The sequence below is a fragment of the Chryseobacterium sp. C3 genome (genome assembly GCF_014218905.1).
In the GTDB taxonomy this organism is placed as follows: Bacteria; Bacteroidota; Bacteroidia; order Flavobacteriales; family Weeksellaceae; genus Chryseobacterium; species Chryseobacterium mucoviscidosis.
The window spans coordinates 149181-168859 of record NZ_JACLCU010000004.1 but is presented as its reverse complement, the minus strand read 5'-3'; the positions used below and the strand labels follow the sequence as shown (position 1 = coordinate 168859).

Below are 19679 nucleotides of genomic sequence, written 5' to 3'. Positions count from 1 at the left end.
GTAAAATCCTTATCTTAGATATTCAAACTTACATCATGAAAGATTTATTGATAAAACGTTTTGAATACTATAAAATACTCGGAGATCAATCTTTCGGGCAGCTTTCGGATGAACAGATTTTCTGGCAGTTTAATGAAGAAAGCAATTCTGTAGCGATTATTGTTAAGCATATCGCCGGAAATATGTTATCCAGATGGACTAATTTTTTAACCGAAGACGGCGAAAAATCATGGCGGAACAGGGATGAAGAATTTGTTGATACTTTTAAAACGAAAGCTGAGGTTCTGGAATATTGGGAAAAAGGCTGGAAATGTTTTTTTGACGCTCTGAACCAGATGAATGATGAAAATATACATTCCGTAATTTACATAAGAAATGAAGCACATACGTTTATGGATGCCATTTTCCGTCAGTTGGCGCATTATCCTTATCATATCGGACAGATTGTGTATATCGCAAAAATGATGAAGAATGAAGACTGGAAAAGTCTTTCTATTCCGAGAAACAAATCGCAGGAATTTAATTCTGAAATGATTACTAAATTCAGACAGCAGTAATGAAGAACTTTACCATTCAAAATAAAGGAATTATTTCTGATGAATTTTTAAATAGAAAAATTACAGATTTTCATTCTGCGTGCCAATATATTTCAATGCTCCCTTACAAAAGAAATAATGATAAAAGCAGAACCGAATGTATTTTTGATGATTTTGGCGGAACCTGCAGTAAAAACACGCCGCCCTGAGAAAACTTGCTCTGGAAAACCATCACAGCGATGTAAAACTCATTCTTGGAATTTTTAAAATAGATGCAGAATACACTCCGAAAATTCGTGGTACTTTGCAAAAATTTAATTTGAAATACATTCCGGAAGCGCATAATTATCTCAAAATTGATGACGAATATTACGATTTTACGAACCGCAGTTCACATTATCAACAATTTAAAGATAAACTGCTGATTGAACAGGAAATAGAATTCAACGAAATTGGTACTCAGAAAATTTCATTTCACAAAGATTTTCTTGAAAAGTGGCTGAATGAAGAACGCATCACTTACAGTTTAGATGAATTGTGGAATATCAGAGAACAATGTATCATGGATTTGCAGCAGATTGATGAACCTGAAATTCAAAATTCGTCTCTCGTTTGTTACCAGAACAGTTCTGAGGTAAGAGACGAATACAGACAATAATCATAAACAGATGCCCCAGATAAATCGTCAACAGTCACATTTTAAATGAGTTTTTTTGTTTTTCGGAATTTTCCATATATTCCGAAGGAGTTATACCTTCCAGTTGTTTAAAAACACGATTAAACGTAGACTGGCTGGTAAAGCCTGCTTCAGTATAAATATACATGAGCGTTATTTTTTTCATATCACTTTCTTCTATTATTTTTTTTACATAGGAGATGCGGTGTGTGTTTATATAATGGTTGAAATTAGTATAACCATGAACTCTTATTGCTTTTGAAATATAATTGTTACTTATTTTCAGTATTGTACTCAGTGTCGAAATATTCAGATCCGGGTTGGTAAAAAGTTTATTACCTACAACTTCATGTTCTATTTTTTCAAAAAGAGAATCTGCCATTTCCAGTACTCTTTCATTAAGGGTAACCGGAAGGATAATTTTTTCCTTTTCTTCTATTTTGATGAGGGTGTTAACTTCCCTCATTTCATCTTTATAATAGGCTAACAAACCAACGACAAGAATGTTGGATAGAATCAGAAGAGTGTCCTTACAGTGTATCTTTTCGGGAATATGTTTTGTAAAGTTAAACGTAAAGAATTTATTGAGCATACACCCAAGAATTATAATGAAGCAGCAGTATAAAGAGTAAAGTATAACTTCTTTTCTAGCGAAAAATATATAAGCTCCAAAAGGAAGGGGGATGAGCCACACACATTGTCCTGTGGATACTTTCCAAAACTTTAGGATGATGTAAAATGCATATAAAGGAGCAATAATGAAATATGTATGCAGTATCTTATTCATTAGATTGTAGTAACATGTTCTTAGCCAAACCAATGTCAATAGCAATAAAATAACCCCTGCTGATAGATAATATACCAAAAAAATATCTTTCATAGCCGTTAGATAAATGGTAATATGCAATAGAAGTATAATACACATCAAATAAATATATCTTTCCGCTAATTCTTTTTTAAGCTTTAAAATCTGGCGTTCCCGGAGTGCTCTGTTATCTGTTAAAAGATATTGGGAATGCGCTTTAGATAAGTCATTAATCACTTTTGATATTCTTATTTTATTGATTATGAGCTTTTTTATCAATTTTTTCATTTTGTGTTTTTTTTCCATTTTACAATATATATATGTATTAATCAATAATCATTATTGGCTAATATTAATGAGGTTTCTATTTCAGTGATGAGCAGAAGTAAAATTATCTTTGTTGAAAATAAACGGAAGTAAAAATTCAAATCTTCTTTTAAGAATATTCTTGTTTTACAAGTAGGTAATAAGGGCATTCATTTGCCTGTGCGAACCTTAAAAGTCGAAAAGATTTGAAAGCACGAATTTATAAAAAAATCTGATAAAGCACGTCATTGTATCATTTTTTAACAAATGGCAGCTATTTTCAGCAAAATCTTTTACAAAACATCAGGTTGTGCTGTAATTATACTTATTATCATTTTAAAATATTAATCAAATATTATAATAACATTATGAAAATCAAATTTATTTCTCTATTAGCAGTTTTTCCTACAGTTTTATTTTACGCTCAAAATGGTAAAGTAGGGATTAATACCACCACTCCTGGGAACACCTTGGAAATTAAATCCGATTCCAACGGAACATCCGGCTTAAGATTCAGTAATCTTAACAGCTCTTCGAATACATCAGAAGGAAAGCCTCTTGGAGTAAACAGTAGTGGAGATGTAGTCACTATTACCGGAGGAGCGACTGTACTTTCAAAAACTTTTACTTTAACAGACAGTTACATTGCTGGACATCTCTCTCAAAACGTTTCTAATGACTCTTCCATTTCTTCTAATCTTTTGTCGATAGATGGTATTCTAATGGATGTTTTAGTATATTCCGCGGCTGAATATGTACCAAGAATAAAAAACCTCACAGGTAATACAATAAATGTAGCCTACGTTTCAAATATTGATATTTCGGTAGTAGGAAATACAACAGCAACTGATGTTTCTGTAAACAATGGAAGCAGCCTGAGTTTATCTTCTGCACCGGTAAGTTGGGTGGCGCCAACCAATTCGAGAATCGTTATTTCAATTAATAATACAAGTTGGTACGAGCTTAAATGGTTTTGCTACACAAAAGGAATTCCCGGAGTTAAATACATTTTTATATCTGCACAGCGCATCCTGTAAAAGAATAATTAAAGAAAAAACTCTGTCAATGTAAGCAGGACTACATTTAGTTTTTTAATTGTAGCCCTGCTTAAAACCACTTTCAGAATTAGCTGCAAAAGAGGCAAAAGATAATAATGCAGCGTATTTACGGAATAACCAAAACGCCCAATACAATAAAAATCAAGGGTTTTTAAAAATTTAATTTATCTTTTGCGACTTTTGTGGGTAAATAAAACTTTAAATAGCATTTTAGGATTTACGTGTTGTTTTTCCGGTCTGAAATTTTTGTTTTCCGTTTTCTATCAATTTTATGATGACACTATAATAGACTGAATCAATTCAGAATTCATCTTAAAATGATTATCTTTGCACCCACAAAATTCAGAATCAATAAATGTCTCAATTTCAAAGAACTGCCGCATTTCATACTCTTGGCTGCAAATTAAATTTTGCAGAAACATCTACCATTGCCCGCCAATTAACAGAAGCAGGTTACGATAAGGTAAGTTTTGATGAAAAGGCGAATGTGTATGTTATCAATACCTGTTCGGTAACTGAAAATGCCGACCGCGAATGCAAACTTCACGTAAAAAGAGCCATGAAAGCTAATCCGGATGGTCTGGTTGTAATAGTGGGATGTTATGCACAGTTGAAACCGGAGGAAATTTCACAGATTGAAGGGGTAGATTTGGTTTTAGGAGCCAAAGAAAAATTCAATATTCTGAGCTATCTTGATGATCTGGAGAAATCTGAAAACGAAGGGATCGTTCATTCATGCGAAATTGAAGAAACAGATTTTTTCATTGGAAGTTACTCCATCGGAGACAGAACCAGAGCTTTTCTGAAAGTTCAGGACGGCTGCGATTACAAATGTACCTACTGTACAATTCCTTTGGCAAGAGGGATTTCCCGTTCCGACACCATCGAAAATGTATTGAAAAACGCCAAAGAAATTGCTGAAAGAGACATCAAAGAAATTGTTCTTACAGGCGTAAACATCGGAGATTACGGAAAAGGAGAATTTGGAAACAAAAGACACGAACATACTTTTTTAGATTTAATTTCTGAGCTTGATCAGGTTGAAGGAATCGAAAGAATCCGTATTTCTTCCATCGAACCGAATCTGTTGAAAGACGAAAGCATAGAACTGGTTTCGAAAAGCAAAAGCTTTGTTCCGCATTTTCATATTCCTTTACAATCAGGAAGCGATGAATTGCTGAAAAAAATGAAGCGCCGTTATTTAACGAAATTATATACCGACAGAGTCAATAAAATCCGTGAGGTAATGCCGGATGCAGCGATTGGTGTGGATGTAATTGTCGGTTTTCCGGGAGAAACAGAAGAACTGTTTATGGAAACATATAACTTCCTGAATGAGCTTCCGATTACTTATCTTCACGTTTTCACCTATTCTGAAAGGGAAAATACGGAAGCGGCAGAAATGGAAGGCGTAGTTCCGATTCCCGAAAGAAAAAGACGCAATAAAATGCTTAGAATTTTATCTGAAAAGAAAAAGATGGCATTTTACCAGACCCAGCTTGGAAAAACACTTCCTGTACTTTGGGAACACGAAAACAAAGACGGAAAAATGTTTGGCTTCACAGAGAATTATGTGAGAGTTCAGAAAGATTTCGATCAGGCTTCAGTCAATCAGATTGAATTCTTAAAGCTTGAAAAAATAGAAGCAGACGGAACCGTTTCTGTGATGAATTCCTTTGAGAGTTTTCTCGAGAAAATTTAATATTCTTTTAAACAATTCATTTAAAATAATTCAGACATTGCTATCAGAGTGATGTCTTTTTTTGTTTTAATGAAATCGAAATCTGAAATCATCACATTTAATCCAAAAATAACTTCTTTCATTCATCTTTTTGATGTTTCTCAGCCCGTTCATATCAATTTAAATTTTTTAACTTTGGTAAAATTCAAAATGATATGAGAGACAAATTTTTGCTTTGGGGAGCTATTATTCTCGTCGTTGCGTGGTCGGTTGCTTTTTTAATAAGGGCAGATTGGTGGATTCCTGTTTTGTTAACCATTGTGTATGCAATCGGAATTTATAATATTACCCAATCTAAACATGCTATTCTAAGAAATTTTCCTGTTTTGGGCTATTTCAGATACTTTTTTGAGAGTATTTCACCGGAAATGCAGCAGTATTTCATTGAAAGAGAAACCGATGGAAAACCTTTTCCGAGAAATCAGCGTTCTGCGGTGTACAGAAGAGCCAAAAATTTAAGTGACACTGTGCCTTTCGGAACACAGCTCGAAGTTAACCACAGAAAATATGAAGGAATTAAGCATTCCATTTATGCAAAATCTCCTATGGAAGAACTTCCGAGAGTCTGGGTAGGAGGAGAGCAGTGTTCTCAGCCTTATCATGCTTCGTTATTTAATATTTCGGCAATGAGTTTCGGGGCATTAAGCGACCGCGCTCAGATCTCTTTGAACAGAGGCGCAAAAAAAGGAAATTTTTACCACAATACGGGAGAAGGAGGGATTTCTCCGCATCATCTGGAAGGAGGCGATCTTTGCTGGCAGATTGGAACCGGATATTTCGGCTGTCGTGATGAAGAAGGTAAATTTAATCCGGAATTGTTTAAAAAATATTCTACTTTACCCAATGTAAAGATGATTGAAATTAAATTATCTCAAGGGGCAAAACCAGGTCATGGCGGAGTTTTACCGGCTGTTAAAAATACTCCGGAAATTGCAAAAATCCGTCACGTCACTCCAGGAATGACGATTATTTCACCGCCTTCACACACTTCTTTTTCCGATGCTGCAGGTTTGTTGAGGTTTGTACAGCAGTTAAGAGAACTTTCCGGAGGAAAACCTGTTGGATTTAAATTGTGCGTCGGCGACACCAAAGAATTTGAAGATATCTGTGTCCAGATGAATGTTTTGAAGATTTATCCTGATTTTATAACCATTGACGGAGCGGAAGGAGGAACCGGAGCCGCACCGCCTGAGTTCTCAGATGGAGTAGGAATGCCTTTGGAACCTGCTTTGATTTTTGTTAACAGAACGCTGAATAATTATAATTTAAGAAGTAAATTAAGAGTGATTGCAAGCGGAAAAGTTCTGACAAGTCTAGACATTTTAAGAGCAATCGCGATGGGTGCAGATATGTGTAATAATGCGAGAGGATTTATGTTCTCTTTAGGCTGTATTCAGGCTTTAAGGTGTAATAACAATAATTGTCCGACAGGAGTTGCCACACAGGATAAAATGTTAATTAAAGGTCTGGATGTTACGGATAAAGCGGAAAGAGTGTATCATTTTCATAAAAATACGCTTCATACCTGCAATGAACTGATTGCAGCGGCAGGAAGAAGTTCTTACGAAGAAGTAGATGCCACAATGTTCATGAGGGGCGATGAGTTTGATCATTTAGCAGATCTCTATTTTCCGGATATTTTAGGAAATGTAAAGCAGAAAGCTAAGTATTAATTTTAAGCAAATAAAAAAGCGCTTCTTATTGGGAAGCGCTTTATTTTTTATTGTTCTAGAACAGGTCTCTGATTAGCTTTGTAAATTTGAAAATTGAATACAAAACAATTATTTTGGAGTGAATACCCTGTATAATTGTAGTGGGTATCTCTTCCGAAAGCAGCTCTTGAAGGGACGATAATTACACCCTGTAAATTATATGCGTCTCCGTCTGATAGATTTGCATATCCCTGAAAATACTTTAATCCTTCCTGAAGACCTTCTATTTCGTAGTATTTTCTTAGTTTGGCAGCATCAGTTGTAGCATCCGTCATTGTTTTTTTCTTCACATAATAAAACAACGGATCAGTTAAAGGAGAACCACTTCCGTTGATTGTGTTGGTTAAAACTCCTGATGTTGTAAATGCTACATTACCATCGGTATTTGTTGCAAGGTAATAGTTTGCTCTCATCATCGTTCTGATCTGAGTGGCGTTTGTTGCTTCAGGATTCGTTTCAAGAGTTACTCCTGAAGTTGGCTGTGCTCCGTTTCTTACAATATAAATAACCCCGGAAGAAAGTTTTACAGGACTCAGCTCAGATAATTTTTTCTCATTATCATCAGAAGTATCTGTAGAGCTGAATGCTTTTATATTTCCTTGTGAATCAAGGTAATTGTCATTCATAAACTTTTGGATCGCCTGATCATCATATGAATTTCTTACCGAGATATCTTCCGGTTCTACAAATGTTTCAACTTCATCATCCTTTTTACATGCCGTGAAACAAAGAGATCCAGCAAGGATATATAAAAATATTTTTTTCATTTTTCAAAAAACTTTAATTACTTTACAAATAATATAACGACAAAAGTATAAAAAATTATGAGAATAGATAAATTTTTATGGAGCATTCGTTTTTATAAGACCAGAACCATTGCTACTGAGGAGATTAAAAAGAACAGAGTTTCTATCGGTGCGTCGGTTGTAAGGTCTTCTAAAGAGGTGAAGGAAGGAGATGTTATTAAGATCCGTAAAAATCAGATTGACTATCAAATTAAAGTAATTCAGATTCCTAAAAGCAGGATCGGAGCGAAGCTTGTTCCTCTTCATATAAAGGATGTAACCGATAAGGAACAATATGAATTATTGAAAATGCGTAAAATGTCTCAGGATTATTATCGAAATAAAGGTGAGGGAAGACCTACGAAAAAAGACCGCAGAGACATGGACGATTACGTAGAAAATGATATTGCCTCAGATTTTACGGACTGGGACGATTTCTTTGGCGAAAATGGGGACGACTCTGAAAACGAAGATTAACAAAAAGCTCTAGAGATAGAGCTTTTCTGTTATTTCATTCACAATATCTTCCGGAGTTCTGCTGTCTGTAATTATGCTTATCTGTGCTTTATTATAAAAATCATTTCTTTCGAATAAATGCTTGGCTATAAATTCTGCAAGATTTTCATCAGTAATATTTGCAATTAAAGGTCTTTTTTCCTTCTGTTTAGAAAGTCTTTCTGTTAAAGTTGCAACAGAAGCCCTTAAAAAAACGCTTTTTGAATTATGGTTAATGATTTCCATATTGTTATAGTAAACAGGAGTTCCTCCGCCAAGACTTAAAATTGTATTTTTTTCGGACGCAAGAATTTCTTCCAATGTCTCTCTTTCCAGCTTTCTAAAGTAGATTTCTCCCTTTTTATCGAAGATTTCGGGGATTGTCATGTTGTTTCTTTTGGAAATCTCTTTATCCAGATCAATTAATTTAAAATTGAGTTTGTCGCTTAATATTTTGGAAATGTGAGATTTGCCACTTCCCATGTATCCGACCAGTGAAATTATCATGAATTTTTTTTAAACAAATTTGCAAAAAAGTTTTGAGATAAAGAAAAAACTCATATCTTTGCACCACTAAAAACGAGGGACATTATTACTGTGTTAATCGTTGATAAAGTGACCGACTCGGTAGCTCAGCTGGTAGAGCAATACACTTTTAATGTATGGGTCCTGGGTTCGAATCCCAGCCGGGTCACAAGCAAAAAAAGATTACTGGATTTTTGTAGTTTTTATTGCCTGCGTGGTGAAATTGGTAGACACGCCATCTTGAGGGGGTGGTTTCCTAAGGATGTGCTGGTTCGAGTCCAGTCGCAGGCACAATGCAGAAAATTTGAATAATTAATAGTAAAGTTTAGAATTTTAATTTTATCCTATTAATTGTGACGACTCGGTAGCTCAGCTGGTAGAGCAATACACTTTTAATGTATGGGTCCTGGGTTCGAATCCCAGCCGGGTCACAAGTTTACTGAAAAGTAAATTTTTTTCATATTAATATTTTGTGATTTGGTGTTTCAAAGGCTTTCTTAAGAAGCCTTTGATTTTGAAAATAAATTTTGCAGGAACGAAATAATTCGTATCTTTGCAGCTCTTAAAAAAAAGAATATTACTTTTTAAAGTAAATTCAAATTAAGTGACCGACTCGGTAGCTCAGCTGGTAGAGCAATACACTTTTAATGTATGGGTCCTGGGTTCGAATCCCAGCCGGGTCACAAGTTTACTGAAAAGTAAATTTTTTTCATATTAATATTTTGTGATTTGGTGTTTCAAAGGCTTCGTAAGAAGCCTTTGATTTTTTATATAATCTACTGTCTTCATTTATAGAGGTAGATAAAAATAACAAGCGTTGCTAAAAAGCAACGCTTGTTATTTTAAGATGATTTGAATTTGATTAAATTAATTCAGGTGCATATTGTCAATTAGTCTCACTCCATCCACAATTACAACTATAAATGCACGGAATTTTTTGTCCTTATAAAAGAAATCTGTTTCTTTGAGTGTTTTTTCATCGGCAATCAGAAAATATTCTAGCTGCATTCCTCTTTGATGATCAAAAATGTCCTGTACTCTGTTTTTTATTTCCGGAACTGTAATCACTCTGAACCATTCATTCACTTTTGTTAATGTCTCATAAATAACAGAAGATGCTTCTCTTCTGTCTTCATGAAGTCTTTGGTTTCGGGAACTTAAAGCAAGTCCGTTCTCTGCTCTGTAAATGGGAACACCCTTGATGTTAATCAGAAGTTTTTTCTTTTCAACCATTTTTTTGATAATTGCCAGTTGCTGGAAATCTTTTTCTCCAAAATAAGCATTGTCGGGCTTTACCTGACTGAAAAGCTCTTCTACGACCGTTCCGACACCGTCAAAATGTCCCGGTCGGGATTTTCCTTCCATTTCATTTTCCAGTCCGTCAAAATCATAATGCTGACTTTCTGTTTTTTCAGGATAAATGTCTGTGACTTCAGGAATGTAAACAGCGTCAACCAAACTTGATTTTTCAAGAATAGAAATATCTCTGTTGATATCTCTTGGATATTTTTCAAGATCTTCCGGATTATTAAATTGAGTAGGATTAACAAAAATTGATGATACCACAAGATCGTTCTCTTCTCTGGCTGCTTTATATAGGGATAAATGTCCGTCGTGAAGGGCTCCCATGGTAGGTGCAAAACCTATCTTTTTGCCCATTTCTTTCTGTCTTTCAATGAAATCCTGAAGAACTTTTTTATTTTTTAGAACTTCCATAGCTTATTTTAATAGTAATTCAAAAATACTAAAAATATCATATAATTATGATACATGAAGTCTTAGTTTTAATAATTTGACAAAGGGAATTATCGTAAAAAAATGTTAATTAAAATAATAATGAATGTTTTTTCGTAATTTTGCGCATTAAAGCATTTTTACAAAAATTAGATAGAAGTTTATGCCGAATCAAAAAATACTGTACATTACTACAGAGATGTATCCATATCAGGAAGATACAAATATGGCTGCAGTGGTAAACAAAATGGCACTTAAGATGCACCAAGAAGGCAATGATGTAAGAGTTTTTATGCCAAGATTTGGACAGATAAGTGAAAGGAAATTCCAGCTTCATGAGGTGATCCGACTTTCCGGAATGAATATTATTATTAATGATCTGGATCAGCCTCTTATTATTAAAGTAGCGTCTCTTCCGGGGGAAAGACTTCAGGTTTACTTTATCGATAATGAAGAGTATTTCAAAAGAAAACAATATTATTTTGATGATGAAGGACAGCCTTTCGAGGATAATGATGAAAGAGCAATATTTTTTGCCAGAGGAGTAATTGAAACCATTAAGAAACTGAATTGGGTTCCGGATGTTATTCATCTTAACGGATGGATGGCTTCTTTTGTTCCAATTTATCTGAAAACCTATTACGAAACAGATACTTACTTCAAGGATGCGAAAATCGTTCTTTCATTATACAATGAGAAAGATGCATCTTTGGCTTCCAATATCGACGAAAAACTGAAGTTTGATAATATTTCAGGATTAAAAGCGTTAGATAATCCGAGTGTAAAATCTTTTGTGATCGAAAGCATGAACTACGTAGATTTGGTTGTAAAAGGAGATGAATTTTTAGATGAAGACTTAGATAAAGCTTTCAACGAAAGTTCTACTCCCAAATCGGAATATCTTGACGTAGATTCTATAAATCAAATTTATTAAAAAACACATTTTTAATGATTCATACTATTAAAAAAGCAATCACCGTTTTTTCTATGGTGGTTTTCGGAAGTGCATTACTTTATAACTGTGAGCCAGATGCAGATACATTGGGAGAACAATTATTCTTAGATGGTGCTGCACAGGGAAATGAAAAATCTTTTGATGTTACTGCATTCAATATAAACAATAATGATAGTATCAGAAGTGATGCCTCTAAATTAACGTATGCTGTCTTAGGTGCTTTCAATGAAGGACAATTCGGAATGCAGAAAGCTTCTTATCTGACGCAGCTTAGACTGTCAACATACGATCCTGATTTTGGGACAAATGCAGTAGTCGACTCAGTAGTTTTGGTTATGAAACCTAGATACGCTACTGACAGTGTTACAACCAATACAGTAGATGATAGTTATACTTACACTACAGCCGCTGACGGGAGTGTTAATGCTAAAAAAGTAGTAAATACATATCCTGTTTTAAAATTTGGGAAGGCGAAAAAAACATTTAATTTAAGAGTTCATGAAGTAAATACATTCTTAAAAGGTGCTTCTGATAGTGCCAAATCTAATCAGACTTTTGATATAGGCGCAGATTTGGGATCAAAGCAGTTTAAAGGATATGTGAGTTCTGTAGCCATTACAAAAGATGATGGTGGTGCTGCTTTATTTACAGCATCAACTCCGGGAATCAGAATTCCATTGGATAAAACCTTTTTCCAGAGTAAAATTATAGCAAAGAAAGATCAGCCTGAACTTCAGGATGCTTCAAATTTCATAAGATATTTTAAGGGTCTTAGAATTTCTGTTGATGAAGAAGATGGCTATTTATTCCAGATTTCACATAACGATATGGAGCTTATTATGTACTATAAGTATGATAAAACTGAAAACGGTACAACAACAAGACCACAAACTACATATTCATTTGCTTTAGGGTCCGCTAATACCCATATTGGGCAATATCAATATGACAGAACAGGTTCTGCATGGGCATCTGCTACAATTGGAAATCAAAGTAATGGTGCTCCGAAATTATTTTTACAGGGAATGGGAGGTCCATCAATAGGTATTAAAATTCCAAATGAAACTATTAATCAGCTTAATCAATTGTATCAAAATGATAAAGCTGCTATTATTAGTGCTAAAGTGAGGATATATACAGATCCTACAGATTGGAATAATAATTTGGCTAAGCCGAGAGAGTTAACATTGTTAAAAAAATATATAGATCCGGCAAAGATTAATCCGACTACAGGTCTGCCGTCTACAATATCTAATTTTACAGATGATATATTAAATTTAGCGGGTTCTAATAATTATAGTATTTACAAGATTTTTGACTATGATAAAAATCCCACATATTATGATTTTATCGTTACTAAATCAGTAAAAGATCTTGTGGAAGATAGTAATTATGACTCTACTAAAAAGGCTACTATATATTTTAAAATTGATATGGGATCATTCCAGACTAATTCTGATGGAACCAGTTTAGCAGGATACAAATTCACTACAACACCATATAATACAAGTAGAGCTGTTTTTGTGGGGTCGCAGGTAGGAAACCCAAACAGGGTTCAATTAAAAGTAATTTACGGTACAAAATAATTTAAAATACATTTGATAAAAATATGTGCGGAATCGTTGGATACACAGGTTTTCAGGACGCTTACGATATTGTAATTAACGGTCTTAGAAGATTAGAATACAGAGGGTACGATAGTGCCGGAATCGTTCTTGAAAATGCAGAAAATAAACTTGAAGTTGAAAAAACCAAAGGTAAAGTAGATGATTTGGTAAGCATTTCCAGCCAGTTAAAAGGAGTTGCGAAAATTGGTATGGGACATACGCGTTGGGCTACACATGGTGTTCCTAGCGACAGAAATTCTCATCCTCATTTATCAAATAACGGAAAAATAGCACTTGTTCATAATGGCATCATTGAAAATTATGATACGATTAAAACGATGCTTACTGAAAAAGGATTTACATTTAAATCTGAAACAGATACAGAAGTTTTAGTAAATCTAGTACAGTATTTTATGGATTTAAATGCTGACATGGATTTTCCTACCGCAGTAAGATATGCCCTTAATGAAGTATATGGAGCCTACGCAATCACAGTAATGCATGAAGATTTTTCTGGCGTATTGGTTGTAGGAAGATTAGGATCTCCTTTGGCGATAGGAATCGGTGAGAAAGAATATTTTATCGCTTCAGACGCATCACCATTCGTAGAATTCACTAAAGAAGCTATTTATCTTGAAGAAGGTCATATGGCAACGATTTCTCTTGAAAATGGAGTGGACATCAGAACCATAAGCGAAAATTCTAAAATTGAACCGGAAATTCAGGAACTCAAACTAAGTTTAGAGCAGATTGAAAAAGGAGGATATGAGCATTTTATGCTGAAAGAAATTTTCGAACAGCCTAAATCGGTTCACGATACGATGAGAGGAAGGCTTCTCGTAGATGAAGGAGTTATCAAAATGGCTGGAATTTGGGATCATATCGAAAAATTTAAAAATGCCAACAGAATCATTATCATTGCTTGCGGAACTTCTTGGCATGCAGGACTTATTGGTGAATATTTAATTGAAGAATATGCCAGAATTCCTGTTGAAGTAGAATACGCTTCTGAATTCAGATACAGAAATCCAATTATCACAGATAAAGACGTTGTAATTGCAATTTCCCAGTCAGGTGAGACTGCAGATACTATGGCCGCCTTAAAATTGGCTAAAGAAAGAGGGGCATTTATTTATGGTATTTGTAATGTCGTAGATTCATCTATTGCGAGAATTACAGATGCAGGATCTTATACGCATGCTGGTCCCGAAATCGGGGTTGCTTCTACAAAAGCATTTACCGCGCAGTTAACAATTCTTTCTTTGATTGCACTTAAATTAGGGAAACATAATGGGAATTTAGGAAACGCCGAATTTATGAGCTTAATTGCCGAACTGGATGCCATTCCTAAAAAAATAGAAGATGTTTTGGGTACGACTCACGATCTGGTACAAAATATCGCAAAGGATTTTGTGAGTGCAACCAATTTCCTTTATTTGGGAAGAGGATACAATTATCCGGCTGCACTTGAAGGTGCTTTAAAATTAAAAGAAATCTCTTATATTCATGCTGAAGGTTACCCTGCTGCAGAAATGAAGCACGGTCCAATTGCATTAATTGATGAAAATATGCCAATTGTTATCATTGCTCCTAAAAAAGGACATTATGATAAAATTGTAAGCAATGTTCAGGAAATTAAGGCAAGAAAAGGAAAAGTTATTGCTGTTGTAAATAAAGGAGATACGCAGGTAAGTGCAATGGCAGACTACGTTATTGAAATTCCGGAAACATCAGAATGTTTTTCTCCAATTGTTGCATCAGTGCCTCTACAATTATTGGCATACTACATTGCAGTGTACAGAGGAGCTAACGTAGACCAGCCAAGAAACCTTGCGAAATCTGTAACTGTGGAATAAAAATTACTTGTAAATAAAATAAATTCAGATTTCTTCCGTTATTTCAAAAAAAATCTTAAAAGTTTCTTAAAAAAATTATATATTTACGGCTTAATTATAAAAATTAACATGAAAAGGATATTTCTTTTATTATTGTCTGCGTCGGTAGCATCGGTATCTTGTTCAGGTGGGGGAGCCTCTTCAGTAGGTAAACCGGGAACAAAAGGAGAATTGATACCTAGAGAAAAAACAAAATCATTTGTTGCAGAAAGACCTTACGGAATGGTAGCTATTCCTGCAGGATCGTTTGTTGCAGGATTAACTGATCAGGATTTCACAAACAGTCCTGAAAAGGCTCCGGCAAAAACTGTTACTGTTTCTTCTTTCTTCATGGATGAAGCAGAAACTACTAATGCGGAATACAGGGTATTTATCAATTATGTAAGAGATTCTATCGCAAGAACTTTACTTGCTGAAGCTGCCGGAGAAGGTGGTGAAGGTAAAGGTAAAGGAACAAGCATCGGAGATTATGCATACCTTGCACAGAAAGAAGAAAATTTAACACCATATCAGGAATATTTAGAAGGACAAGGCGGTGGAAACGAAGGAAACTACGATCCAACGAAAAAAATCGACTGGAAAGTTCCTTTGCACTGGAATACATCTAAATATCCGGATGTGGAATATGCGGAAGTTTTAGAATCAATGTATTTACCAGCTTCTTCAAGAATTGGTAATGAAAGAATCCTTGACGTTAGTAAATTAAAATATACTTACAGATGGGGAGATATGGATGTAGCAATGGCTGAAAAAGAAAGAGGTGTAAACTATCTTAGAAGTGAAAGCATTGCTATTTATCCGGATACAACTGTTTGGGTAAAAGATTTCCATTTTGCTTATAACGAGCCATTGTTTGAGCAGTATTTCTGGCACAAAGCTTACAAAGATTATCCTGTAGTTGGGGTAACTTGGGATCAGGCAAGAGCATACTGTAACTTCAGATCTAAATTGAAATCTGATTATAACGAAAGCTTAAAAAGAAGAAAACAAAGACCATTGCAGTTCAGACTGCCTACAGAAATCGAGTGGGAATATGCTGCAAGAGGTGGAATGCAAAATGCTACTTATCCTTGGGGAGGTCCTTATTTAATGGACGACAGAGGTTGCTACCTGGCAAACTTCAAACCTAAGAGAGGTAACTATATGGAAGACGACAAAAAAGGTACTTATACATATACAGCTCCAGTTAAGAAATTTAAGAAAAATGGGTTTGGGTTATTTGATATGGCTGGAAACGTTTCTGAATGGACATCATCTGATTACAACAACTCTTCATACGGATTCTCATCTACTTTAAATCCTTCTACGAAAGATTTGGCAGATACTAAGAAATCTATCAGAGGAGGATCTTGGAAAGATGTAGGATATATGCTTATGAACGGTGCAAGAGACTGGGAAAGAAAAGACTCTGCAAGAAGCTATATCGGATTCAGAACTGTACAGGATATTCCTGAAGCTGCTGTTAAACCAAGAAAAGTTAACAGATAATTCAATCACCATTATTTTTCGATAAATTTTATTTAACATTAAAAAAAACTAACTTATATGTTTAAGACTAAAGATGCTTGGATGAATTTCTTCTATTCATTCGGTGCTGCAATTGTAATTCTTGGAGCTTGGCTTAAAATTACTCACATTACCTTGGGACCAATTAACGGAAACATGGCCCTTACAGTGGGACTTATTACGGAAGCTATCATCTTCATCATTTTCGCTTTCGACCCGCCAAAATCTGAGGAGTCTTATGCTTGGGAAAACGTTTATCCTGAATTATTAGATAAACACGCAAACCCAAATCCATTACACTCAAATATATCTAAAAGCAACTCTGCTCAATTTGCTGAATTAGAAAATTCTCTTTCAACCAAATTAGACAAAATGCTTCAGGATGCTAAACTTGATGTTCAGTTATTTGAAAGATTAAGAACAGGAATCGATAAATTTTCAAGTTCTGTAGACCAGATCAACCAGACTGTTGACGTTTCTGCTTCTACTCATAAATATAATGAGCAGTTAAATAAAGCAGCGCAGCACATGGAAAGTATGAATGCTTTATATGCAATGCAAATGGAAAGCACTAAAAAACAATCTGAGTTTACTAATAAATATGTAGCAGATATGCAAAAATCTGCTGAACAATCAGAAAAATTCAATCAGGAATTACAAGGTTTAACTTCAAACTTAAACAATCTAAACAGAGTTTATGGCGGTATGTTAACTGCTATGAAGTCTTAATTTCCCAAACCATTTTTTAATTTAACTACTTAATCAAAAAACAAAGAAAAGAGAATGGCAGCAGGAAAACAGACACCTCGTCAGAAGATGATCAACCTGATGTATTTGGTGTTCATCGCTATGATGGCCCTAAATATTGATGCGGAAATCATCAGGTCATATTATGACTCTACTAAAGCTCTTAATGAAACAAGAACTTTAACTGAAAGAAAAAACGAAAAGATTTTTGAAAAAACTCTTGAAGCGAAAGCTCAACAGGTTCCGGATACTTATGCGCAGCCATGGGCTCAGTATCAGGTTCTTAGAGACAAGATCAACGTTTTGGTAAAATCTGCTCAGGAAATTAAAGACGTTCTTAAAAAGAAATCAGAATTCCACGATAAAGATGCACAGGGAAAAGATGTTGATGTAAGTGAAAACTTTGCAGCGCTTAACAATAATGAAGCTACAACTGAATATTTCTTTAAAGAAGGAGATGAAAACACACCTTCAAAAGGTGCATTGGAATTAAAAGCAAAAATAGATGATGTAAGAAATTACATTAATGCAACTTTTGGAAACAATCCTCAATTAAAAGACTTAGTTGAAAGAGCTAATAAATCTTTAATTGCTGAATATCCAAAAGGAAAATCTCCAAATGACAAAACTTGGTTTCAAAACAAGTTTTATCATCAGCCATTAATTGCTGCGATTTCTAACTTAGAAATTATCCAGAATGATGCAAGAAACGTTCAGTCTGATGCATTAGCATTAATGCTACAGGAGAAAGTAGATGCAAGTATTAAATTTACAAGCTATGAAGCTATTGTTTCTGCGCCTGTAGATGTAGTTGCAGGAAAACCGGCTGAAGCAGTTGTAATGTTAGGAAACTATTCAAACAGTAATAAGATCAGCATTTCCGGAGTAAGCAGACAGGAAAACGGAAAAGGATATGCAAATCTTAACACAAGCGGAATTGGACAGAAAACATTTAGCGGAAACATTACATTAACAGATGCGACAGGAAAAGCTCAGAATTTCCCTTTCACACATACTTATAATGTAATTGCTGGACCACAGGAAGTGAAACTTCAGAAAGGATTATTACTTTCTGCAGATAAGATGAACGTAATGTATAGAAACTTAGATAACCCTGTTTCAGGATCTATCTTAGGCGCTGACAATGCTAAGCTTTCATTATCTGCTCCGGGAGCTACTGTTAAGAGCACAGGTCCTGGTAAATGGGATGTTAGACCAGGTGCAGGAAATATTCTTAAAATAACATTATCTGGAACGGATCCTTATGGAAAATCAATTTCTCAGGTATTCGAATACAGAATTAAAAATGTACCTCCGCCACAAGGACAGATCAGAGGTAAGAATATTCTTACACTACCTGCAACTTCTGTTGAAAATCAGCAACTTCAGGCTGTTATTCCAGACTTTGATTTCCCTGTATCATTTAACGTGACTTCGTTCATGGTAAGAGTTCCGGGTAGAGCATCAATGCAGGTTCAGGGTAATTCATTACAAGGAGCAGCAGGTATGTTCAGAAACTTAAGACCTGGGGATGGCGTTTATATCTTTGATATTAAAGCAACAGCTACTGGATTAGGAAATACAATCGTTCCGAATATTTCACCGGTATTAATTAATGTTCAATAACAAATAATTATGAAAAAATATATTAGCAGTCTTTTAGTAGTAGTTTCGGGATTGATGTTTTCCCAAACTATTCTGAACGCTTCTTCGCCTGAAGAATTCAGAAAAATGAGAGCTGAAAACAAAATGAAAGTTGGAGATACTCTTATTGACAAAAAAGTAAAACCATTGGAATACGGATTTGTTGAAGATAAAGATATCTTAAAGAGTATGTTTGTTTGGGAAGTTATAGACATGAATGACAAGATCAATCAGCCGTTCTATTATAACAACCCTGATGGTTTATTAGCTACAGAAACAAAGTCTCTGTATAAATTATTGCTAGACGGTGCATTAAACGGAGATATTAAAGAAGTATATGACGATGAAAATTTCGTTCAAAGACTTACTCCAGAGCAAATCAAGACAAGATTAGTTGATGTGAGAGTTGATGACGAAGCTATTAATATTTTAAATAGCGGTCGTCAGTTAACAGAGCAGGAGAAAAAAGAACTTACTGATATTTACGAAACTACAACTGAAAAAGTTAAAGTTTTAAAAATCTTCGGTATGTGGTTTATTGATAAAAGAGACGGACAATTGAAGTACAGACCTTTAGGAATTGCTGCAATGGGACCAGATCCAAAATTAATTGGCAGAACAACTCCTGATGGACAGCCTTTACCGGGAGCTAATGATTTAATTGATCTTTTCTGGGTTTATTATCCAAATGCAAGAGATATTTTAGCGAATAATTTTGTATTCAACAGAAAAAATTCGTCTGCAGACTTATCTTTTGATGATCTAATTAACGCAAGAAGATTCTCTTCCGTTATCTTTAAATCTTCAACAGGATTAGGTGATGGAGTTATCAAAGACTACATTCCAAGAGATGCTGATGATCAGATTGAAGAAAGCGACAGAATTAAGGCGCAGATTCTTCAAATGGAAAATGATATGTGGAATTACTAAGATTTCACTTGATAATTATAGA

Annotated in this window: 18 protein-coding genes and 4 tRNA genes; 18 read left to right on the top strand and 4 right to left on the bottom strand. The window is 34.7% G+C overall.

All coding sequences use genetic code 11. The features are described 5' to 3' along the window. Window positions 1-35 precede the first annotated feature (35 nt). The 3 genes from H6W53_RS10510 to H6W53_RS10500 all read left to right on the top strand — a co-directional run bounded on the left by H6W53_RS10510 (window position 36) and on the right by H6W53_RS10500 (window position 1194). Window positions 36-557, top strand: coding sequence for a DUF1572 family protein (locus H6W53_RS10510; protein ID WP_185206645.1), 522 nt, complete (start codon window positions 36-38; stop codon window positions 555-557). Then, a complete protein-coding gene (locus H6W53_RS10505) occupies window positions 557-745 on the top strand; it encodes a hypothetical protein (RefSeq protein ID WP_185206643.1) in 189 nt (62 codons plus the stop codon). Before H6W53_RS10510 ends, H6W53_RS10505 begins: the two co-directional genes overlap by 1 nt. A gap of 95 nt (window positions 746-840) precedes the next feature. Continuing rightward, the gene (locus tag H6W53_RS10500; RefSeq protein WP_185206641.1) at window positions 841-1194 is read left to right on the top strand and encodes a hypothetical protein; all 354 of its coding nucleotides are present in this window, start codon (window positions 841-843) and stop codon (window positions 1192-1194) included. A gap of 34 nt (window positions 1195-1228) precedes the next feature. On the opposite strand, the gene H6W53_RS10495 is transcribed toward H6W53_RS10500, so the two are convergent. Next, the gene (locus H6W53_RS10495) at window positions 1229-2305 is read right to left on the bottom strand and encodes a helix-turn-helix domain-containing protein (RefSeq protein WP_185206639.1); all 1077 of its coding nucleotides are present in this window, start codon (window positions 2303-2305) and stop codon (window positions 1229-1231) included. A 386-nt stretch (window positions 2306-2691) separates the two neighbouring features. On the opposite strand from H6W53_RS10495, the gene H6W53_RS10490 reads away from it, so the two are divergent. The 3 genes from H6W53_RS10490 (at window position 2692) to H6W53_RS10480 (ending at window position 6795) form a co-directional block, all read left to right on the top strand. Next, window positions 2692-3360: a hypothetical protein gene (locus H6W53_RS10490; RefSeq protein WP_185206637.1), complete on the top strand. Its 669-nt coding sequence runs from the start codon at window positions 2692-2694 to the stop codon at window positions 3358-3360. Between the two features lie 376 nt (window positions 3361-3736). Then, window positions 3737-5083: a tRNA (N(6)-L-threonylcarbamoyladenosine(37)-C(2))-methylthiotransferase MtaB gene (gene mtaB / locus H6W53_RS10485; RefSeq protein ID WP_185206635.1), complete on the top strand. Its 1347-nt coding sequence runs from the start codon at window positions 3737-3739 to the stop codon at window positions 5081-5083. Between the two features lie 194 nt (window positions 5084-5277). Beyond that, window positions 5278-6795, top strand: coding sequence for an FMN-binding glutamate synthase family protein (locus H6W53_RS10480; RefSeq protein WP_185206633.1), 1518 nt, complete (start codon window positions 5278-5280; stop codon window positions 6793-6795). Between the two features lie 47 nt (window positions 6796-6842). Here H6W53_RS10480 and H6W53_RS10475 read toward each other — a convergent pair whose 3' ends face one another. Further along, window positions 6843-7601 (bottom strand): hypothetical protein, encoded by a 759-nt coding sequence (locus tag H6W53_RS10475; protein ID WP_185206631.1) that lies wholly within the window; start codon window positions 7599-7601, stop codon window positions 6843-6845. Between the two features lie 57 nt (window positions 7602-7658). On the opposite strand from H6W53_RS10475, the gene H6W53_RS10470 reads away from it, so the two are divergent. Further along, window positions 7659-8096, top strand: a complete 438-nt coding sequence (locus tag H6W53_RS10470; RefSeq protein ID WP_185206629.1) for an RNA-binding S4 domain-containing protein — start codon at window positions 7659-7661, stop codon at window positions 8094-8096. A 9-nt stretch (window positions 8097-8105) separates the two neighbouring features. Here H6W53_RS10470 and H6W53_RS10465 read toward each other — a convergent pair whose 3' ends face one another. Continuing rightward, window positions 8106-8621, bottom strand: coding sequence for a shikimate kinase (locus H6W53_RS10465; RefSeq protein WP_185206627.1), 516 nt, complete (start codon window positions 8619-8621; stop codon window positions 8106-8108). Between the two features lie 114 nt (window positions 8622-8735). Between H6W53_RS10465 and H6W53_RS10460 the strand changes: the two genes are divergently transcribed. The 4 genes from H6W53_RS10460 (at window position 8736) to H6W53_RS10445 (ending at window position 9322) form a co-directional block, all read left to right on the top strand. Next, window positions 8736-8808 (top strand) — tRNA-Lys (locus H6W53_RS10460). A 39-nt stretch (window positions 8809-8847) separates the two neighbouring features. Then, a tRNA-Leu gene (locus H6W53_RS10455) sits at window positions 8848-8930 on the top strand. A 67-nt stretch (window positions 8931-8997) separates the two neighbouring features. After that, window positions 8998-9070 (top strand) — tRNA-Lys (locus tag H6W53_RS10450). A 179-nt stretch (window positions 9071-9249) separates the two neighbouring features. Beyond that, window positions 9250-9322, top strand: a tRNA-Lys gene (locus tag H6W53_RS10445). A gap of 184 nt (window positions 9323-9506) precedes the next feature. Here H6W53_RS10445 and panC read toward each other — a convergent pair. Further along, window positions 9507-10355, bottom strand: a complete 849-nt coding sequence (gene panC / locus H6W53_RS10440) for a pantoate--beta-alanine ligase (RefSeq protein WP_185206624.1) — start codon at window positions 10353-10355, stop codon at window positions 9507-9509. A 181-nt stretch (window positions 10356-10536) separates the two neighbouring features. Here panC and H6W53_RS10435 point away from each other — a divergent pair, with 181 nt between their 5' ends. The 7 genes from H6W53_RS10435 to gldN all read left to right on the top strand — a co-directional run bounded on the left by H6W53_RS10435 (window position 10537) and on the right by gldN (window position 19657). After that, window positions 10537-11307 (top strand): glycogen/starch synthase, encoded by a 771-nt coding sequence (locus tag H6W53_RS10435; protein WP_116098756.1) that lies wholly within the window; start codon window positions 10537-10539, stop codon window positions 11305-11307. Window positions 11308-11321: 14 nt separating this feature from the next. Further along, the gene (locus H6W53_RS10430) at window positions 11322-12914 is read left to right on the top strand and encodes a DUF4270 family protein (RefSeq protein WP_185206622.1); all 1593 of its coding nucleotides are present in this window, start codon (window positions 11322-11324) and stop codon (window positions 12912-12914) included. 23 nt (window positions 12915-12937) lie between these two features. After that, on the top strand, window positions 12938-14791 hold the full coding sequence (gene glmS / locus H6W53_RS10425; protein WP_185206620.1) for a glutamine--fructose-6-phosphate transaminase (isomerizing): 1854 nt from the start codon (window positions 12938-12940) through the stop codon (window positions 14789-14791). A 108-nt stretch (window positions 14792-14899) separates the two neighbouring features. Next, complete coding sequence (gene gldK / locus H6W53_RS10420; protein WP_116098753.1) at window positions 14900-16318, top strand: gliding motility lipoprotein GldK; 1419 nt, start codon at window positions 14900-14902, stop codon at window positions 16316-16318. 57 nt (window positions 16319-16375) lie between these two features. Then, complete coding sequence (gene gldL, locus H6W53_RS10415) at window positions 16376-17065, top strand: gliding motility protein GldL (protein WP_087711710.1); 690 nt, start codon at window positions 16376-16378, stop codon at window positions 17063-17065. Between the two features lie 54 nt (window positions 17066-17119). Further along, window positions 17120-18709, top strand: coding sequence for a GldM family protein (locus H6W53_RS10410; RefSeq protein WP_116098751.1), 1590 nt, complete (start codon window positions 17120-17122; stop codon window positions 18707-18709). A gap of 9 nt (window positions 18710-18718) precedes the next feature. Further along, entirely contained in the window at window positions 18719-19657 is a 939-nt protein-coding gene (gldN, locus tag H6W53_RS10405) for a gliding motility protein GldN (protein ID WP_087711706.1), read from the top strand. Window positions 19658-19679: the final 22 nt, after the last annotated feature.

What these genes read in the sequence shown, in the direction of transcription:
- H6W53_RS10510 (WP_185206645.1), top strand. Translation starts at nt 36, where the DNA reads ATGAAAGATTTATTGATAAAACGTTTTGAATACTATAAAATACTCGGA.
- H6W53_RS10505 (WP_185206643.1), top strand. Translation starts at nt 557, where the DNA reads ATGAAGAACTTTACCATTCAAAATAAAGGAATTATTTCTGATGAATTT.
- H6W53_RS10495 (WP_185206639.1), bottom strand. Translation starts at nt 2,305, where the DNA reads ATGAAAAAATTGATAAAAAAGCTCATAATCAATAAAATAAGAATATCA.
- H6W53_RS10490 (WP_185206637.1), top strand. Translation starts at nt 2,692, where the DNA reads ATGAAAATCAAATTTATTTCTCTATTAGCAGTTTTTCCTACAGTTTTA.
- mtaB (WP_185206635.1), top strand. Translation starts at nt 3,737, where the DNA reads ATGTCTCAATTTCAAAGAACTGCCGCATTTCATACTCTTGGCTGCAAA.
- H6W53_RS10480 (WP_185206633.1), top strand. Translation starts at nt 5,278, where the DNA reads ATGAGAGACAAATTTTTGCTTTGGGGAGCTATTATTCTCGTCGTTGCG.
- H6W53_RS10475 (WP_185206631.1), bottom strand. Translation starts at nt 7,601, where the DNA reads ATGAAAAAAATATTTTTATATATCCTTGCTGGATCTCTTTGTTTCACG.
- H6W53_RS10470 (WP_185206629.1), top strand. Translation starts at nt 7,659, where the DNA reads ATGAGAATAGATAAATTTTTATGGAGCATTCGTTTTTATAAGACCAGA.
- H6W53_RS10465 (WP_185206627.1), bottom strand. Translation starts at nt 8,621, where the DNA reads ATGATAATTTCACTGGTCGGATACATGGGAAGTGGCAAATCTCACATT.
- panC (WP_185206624.1), bottom strand. Translation starts at nt 10,355, where the DNA reads ATGGAAGTTCTAAAAAATAAAAAAGTTCTTCAGGATTTCATTGAAAGA.
- H6W53_RS10435 (WP_116098756.1), top strand. Translation starts at nt 10,537, where the DNA reads ATGCCGAATCAAAAAATACTGTACATTACTACAGAGATGTATCCATAT.
- H6W53_RS10430 (WP_185206622.1), top strand. Translation starts at nt 11,322, where the DNA reads ATGATTCATACTATTAAAAAAGCAATCACCGTTTTTTCTATGGTGGTT.
- glmS (WP_185206620.1), top strand. Translation starts at nt 12,938, where the DNA reads ATGTGCGGAATCGTTGGATACACAGGTTTTCAGGACGCTTACGATATT.
- gldK (WP_116098753.1), top strand. Translation starts at nt 14,900, where the DNA reads ATGAAAAGGATATTTCTTTTATTATTGTCTGCGTCGGTAGCATCGGTA.
- gldL (WP_087711710.1), top strand. Translation starts at nt 16,376, where the DNA reads ATGTTTAAGACTAAAGATGCTTGGATGAATTTCTTCTATTCATTCGGT.
- H6W53_RS10410 (WP_116098751.1), top strand. Translation starts at nt 17,120, where the DNA reads ATGGCAGCAGGAAAACAGACACCTCGTCAGAAGATGATCAACCTGATG.
- gldN (WP_087711706.1), top strand. Translation starts at nt 18,719, where the DNA reads ATGAAAAAATATATTAGCAGTCTTTTAGTAGTAGTTTCGGGATTGATG.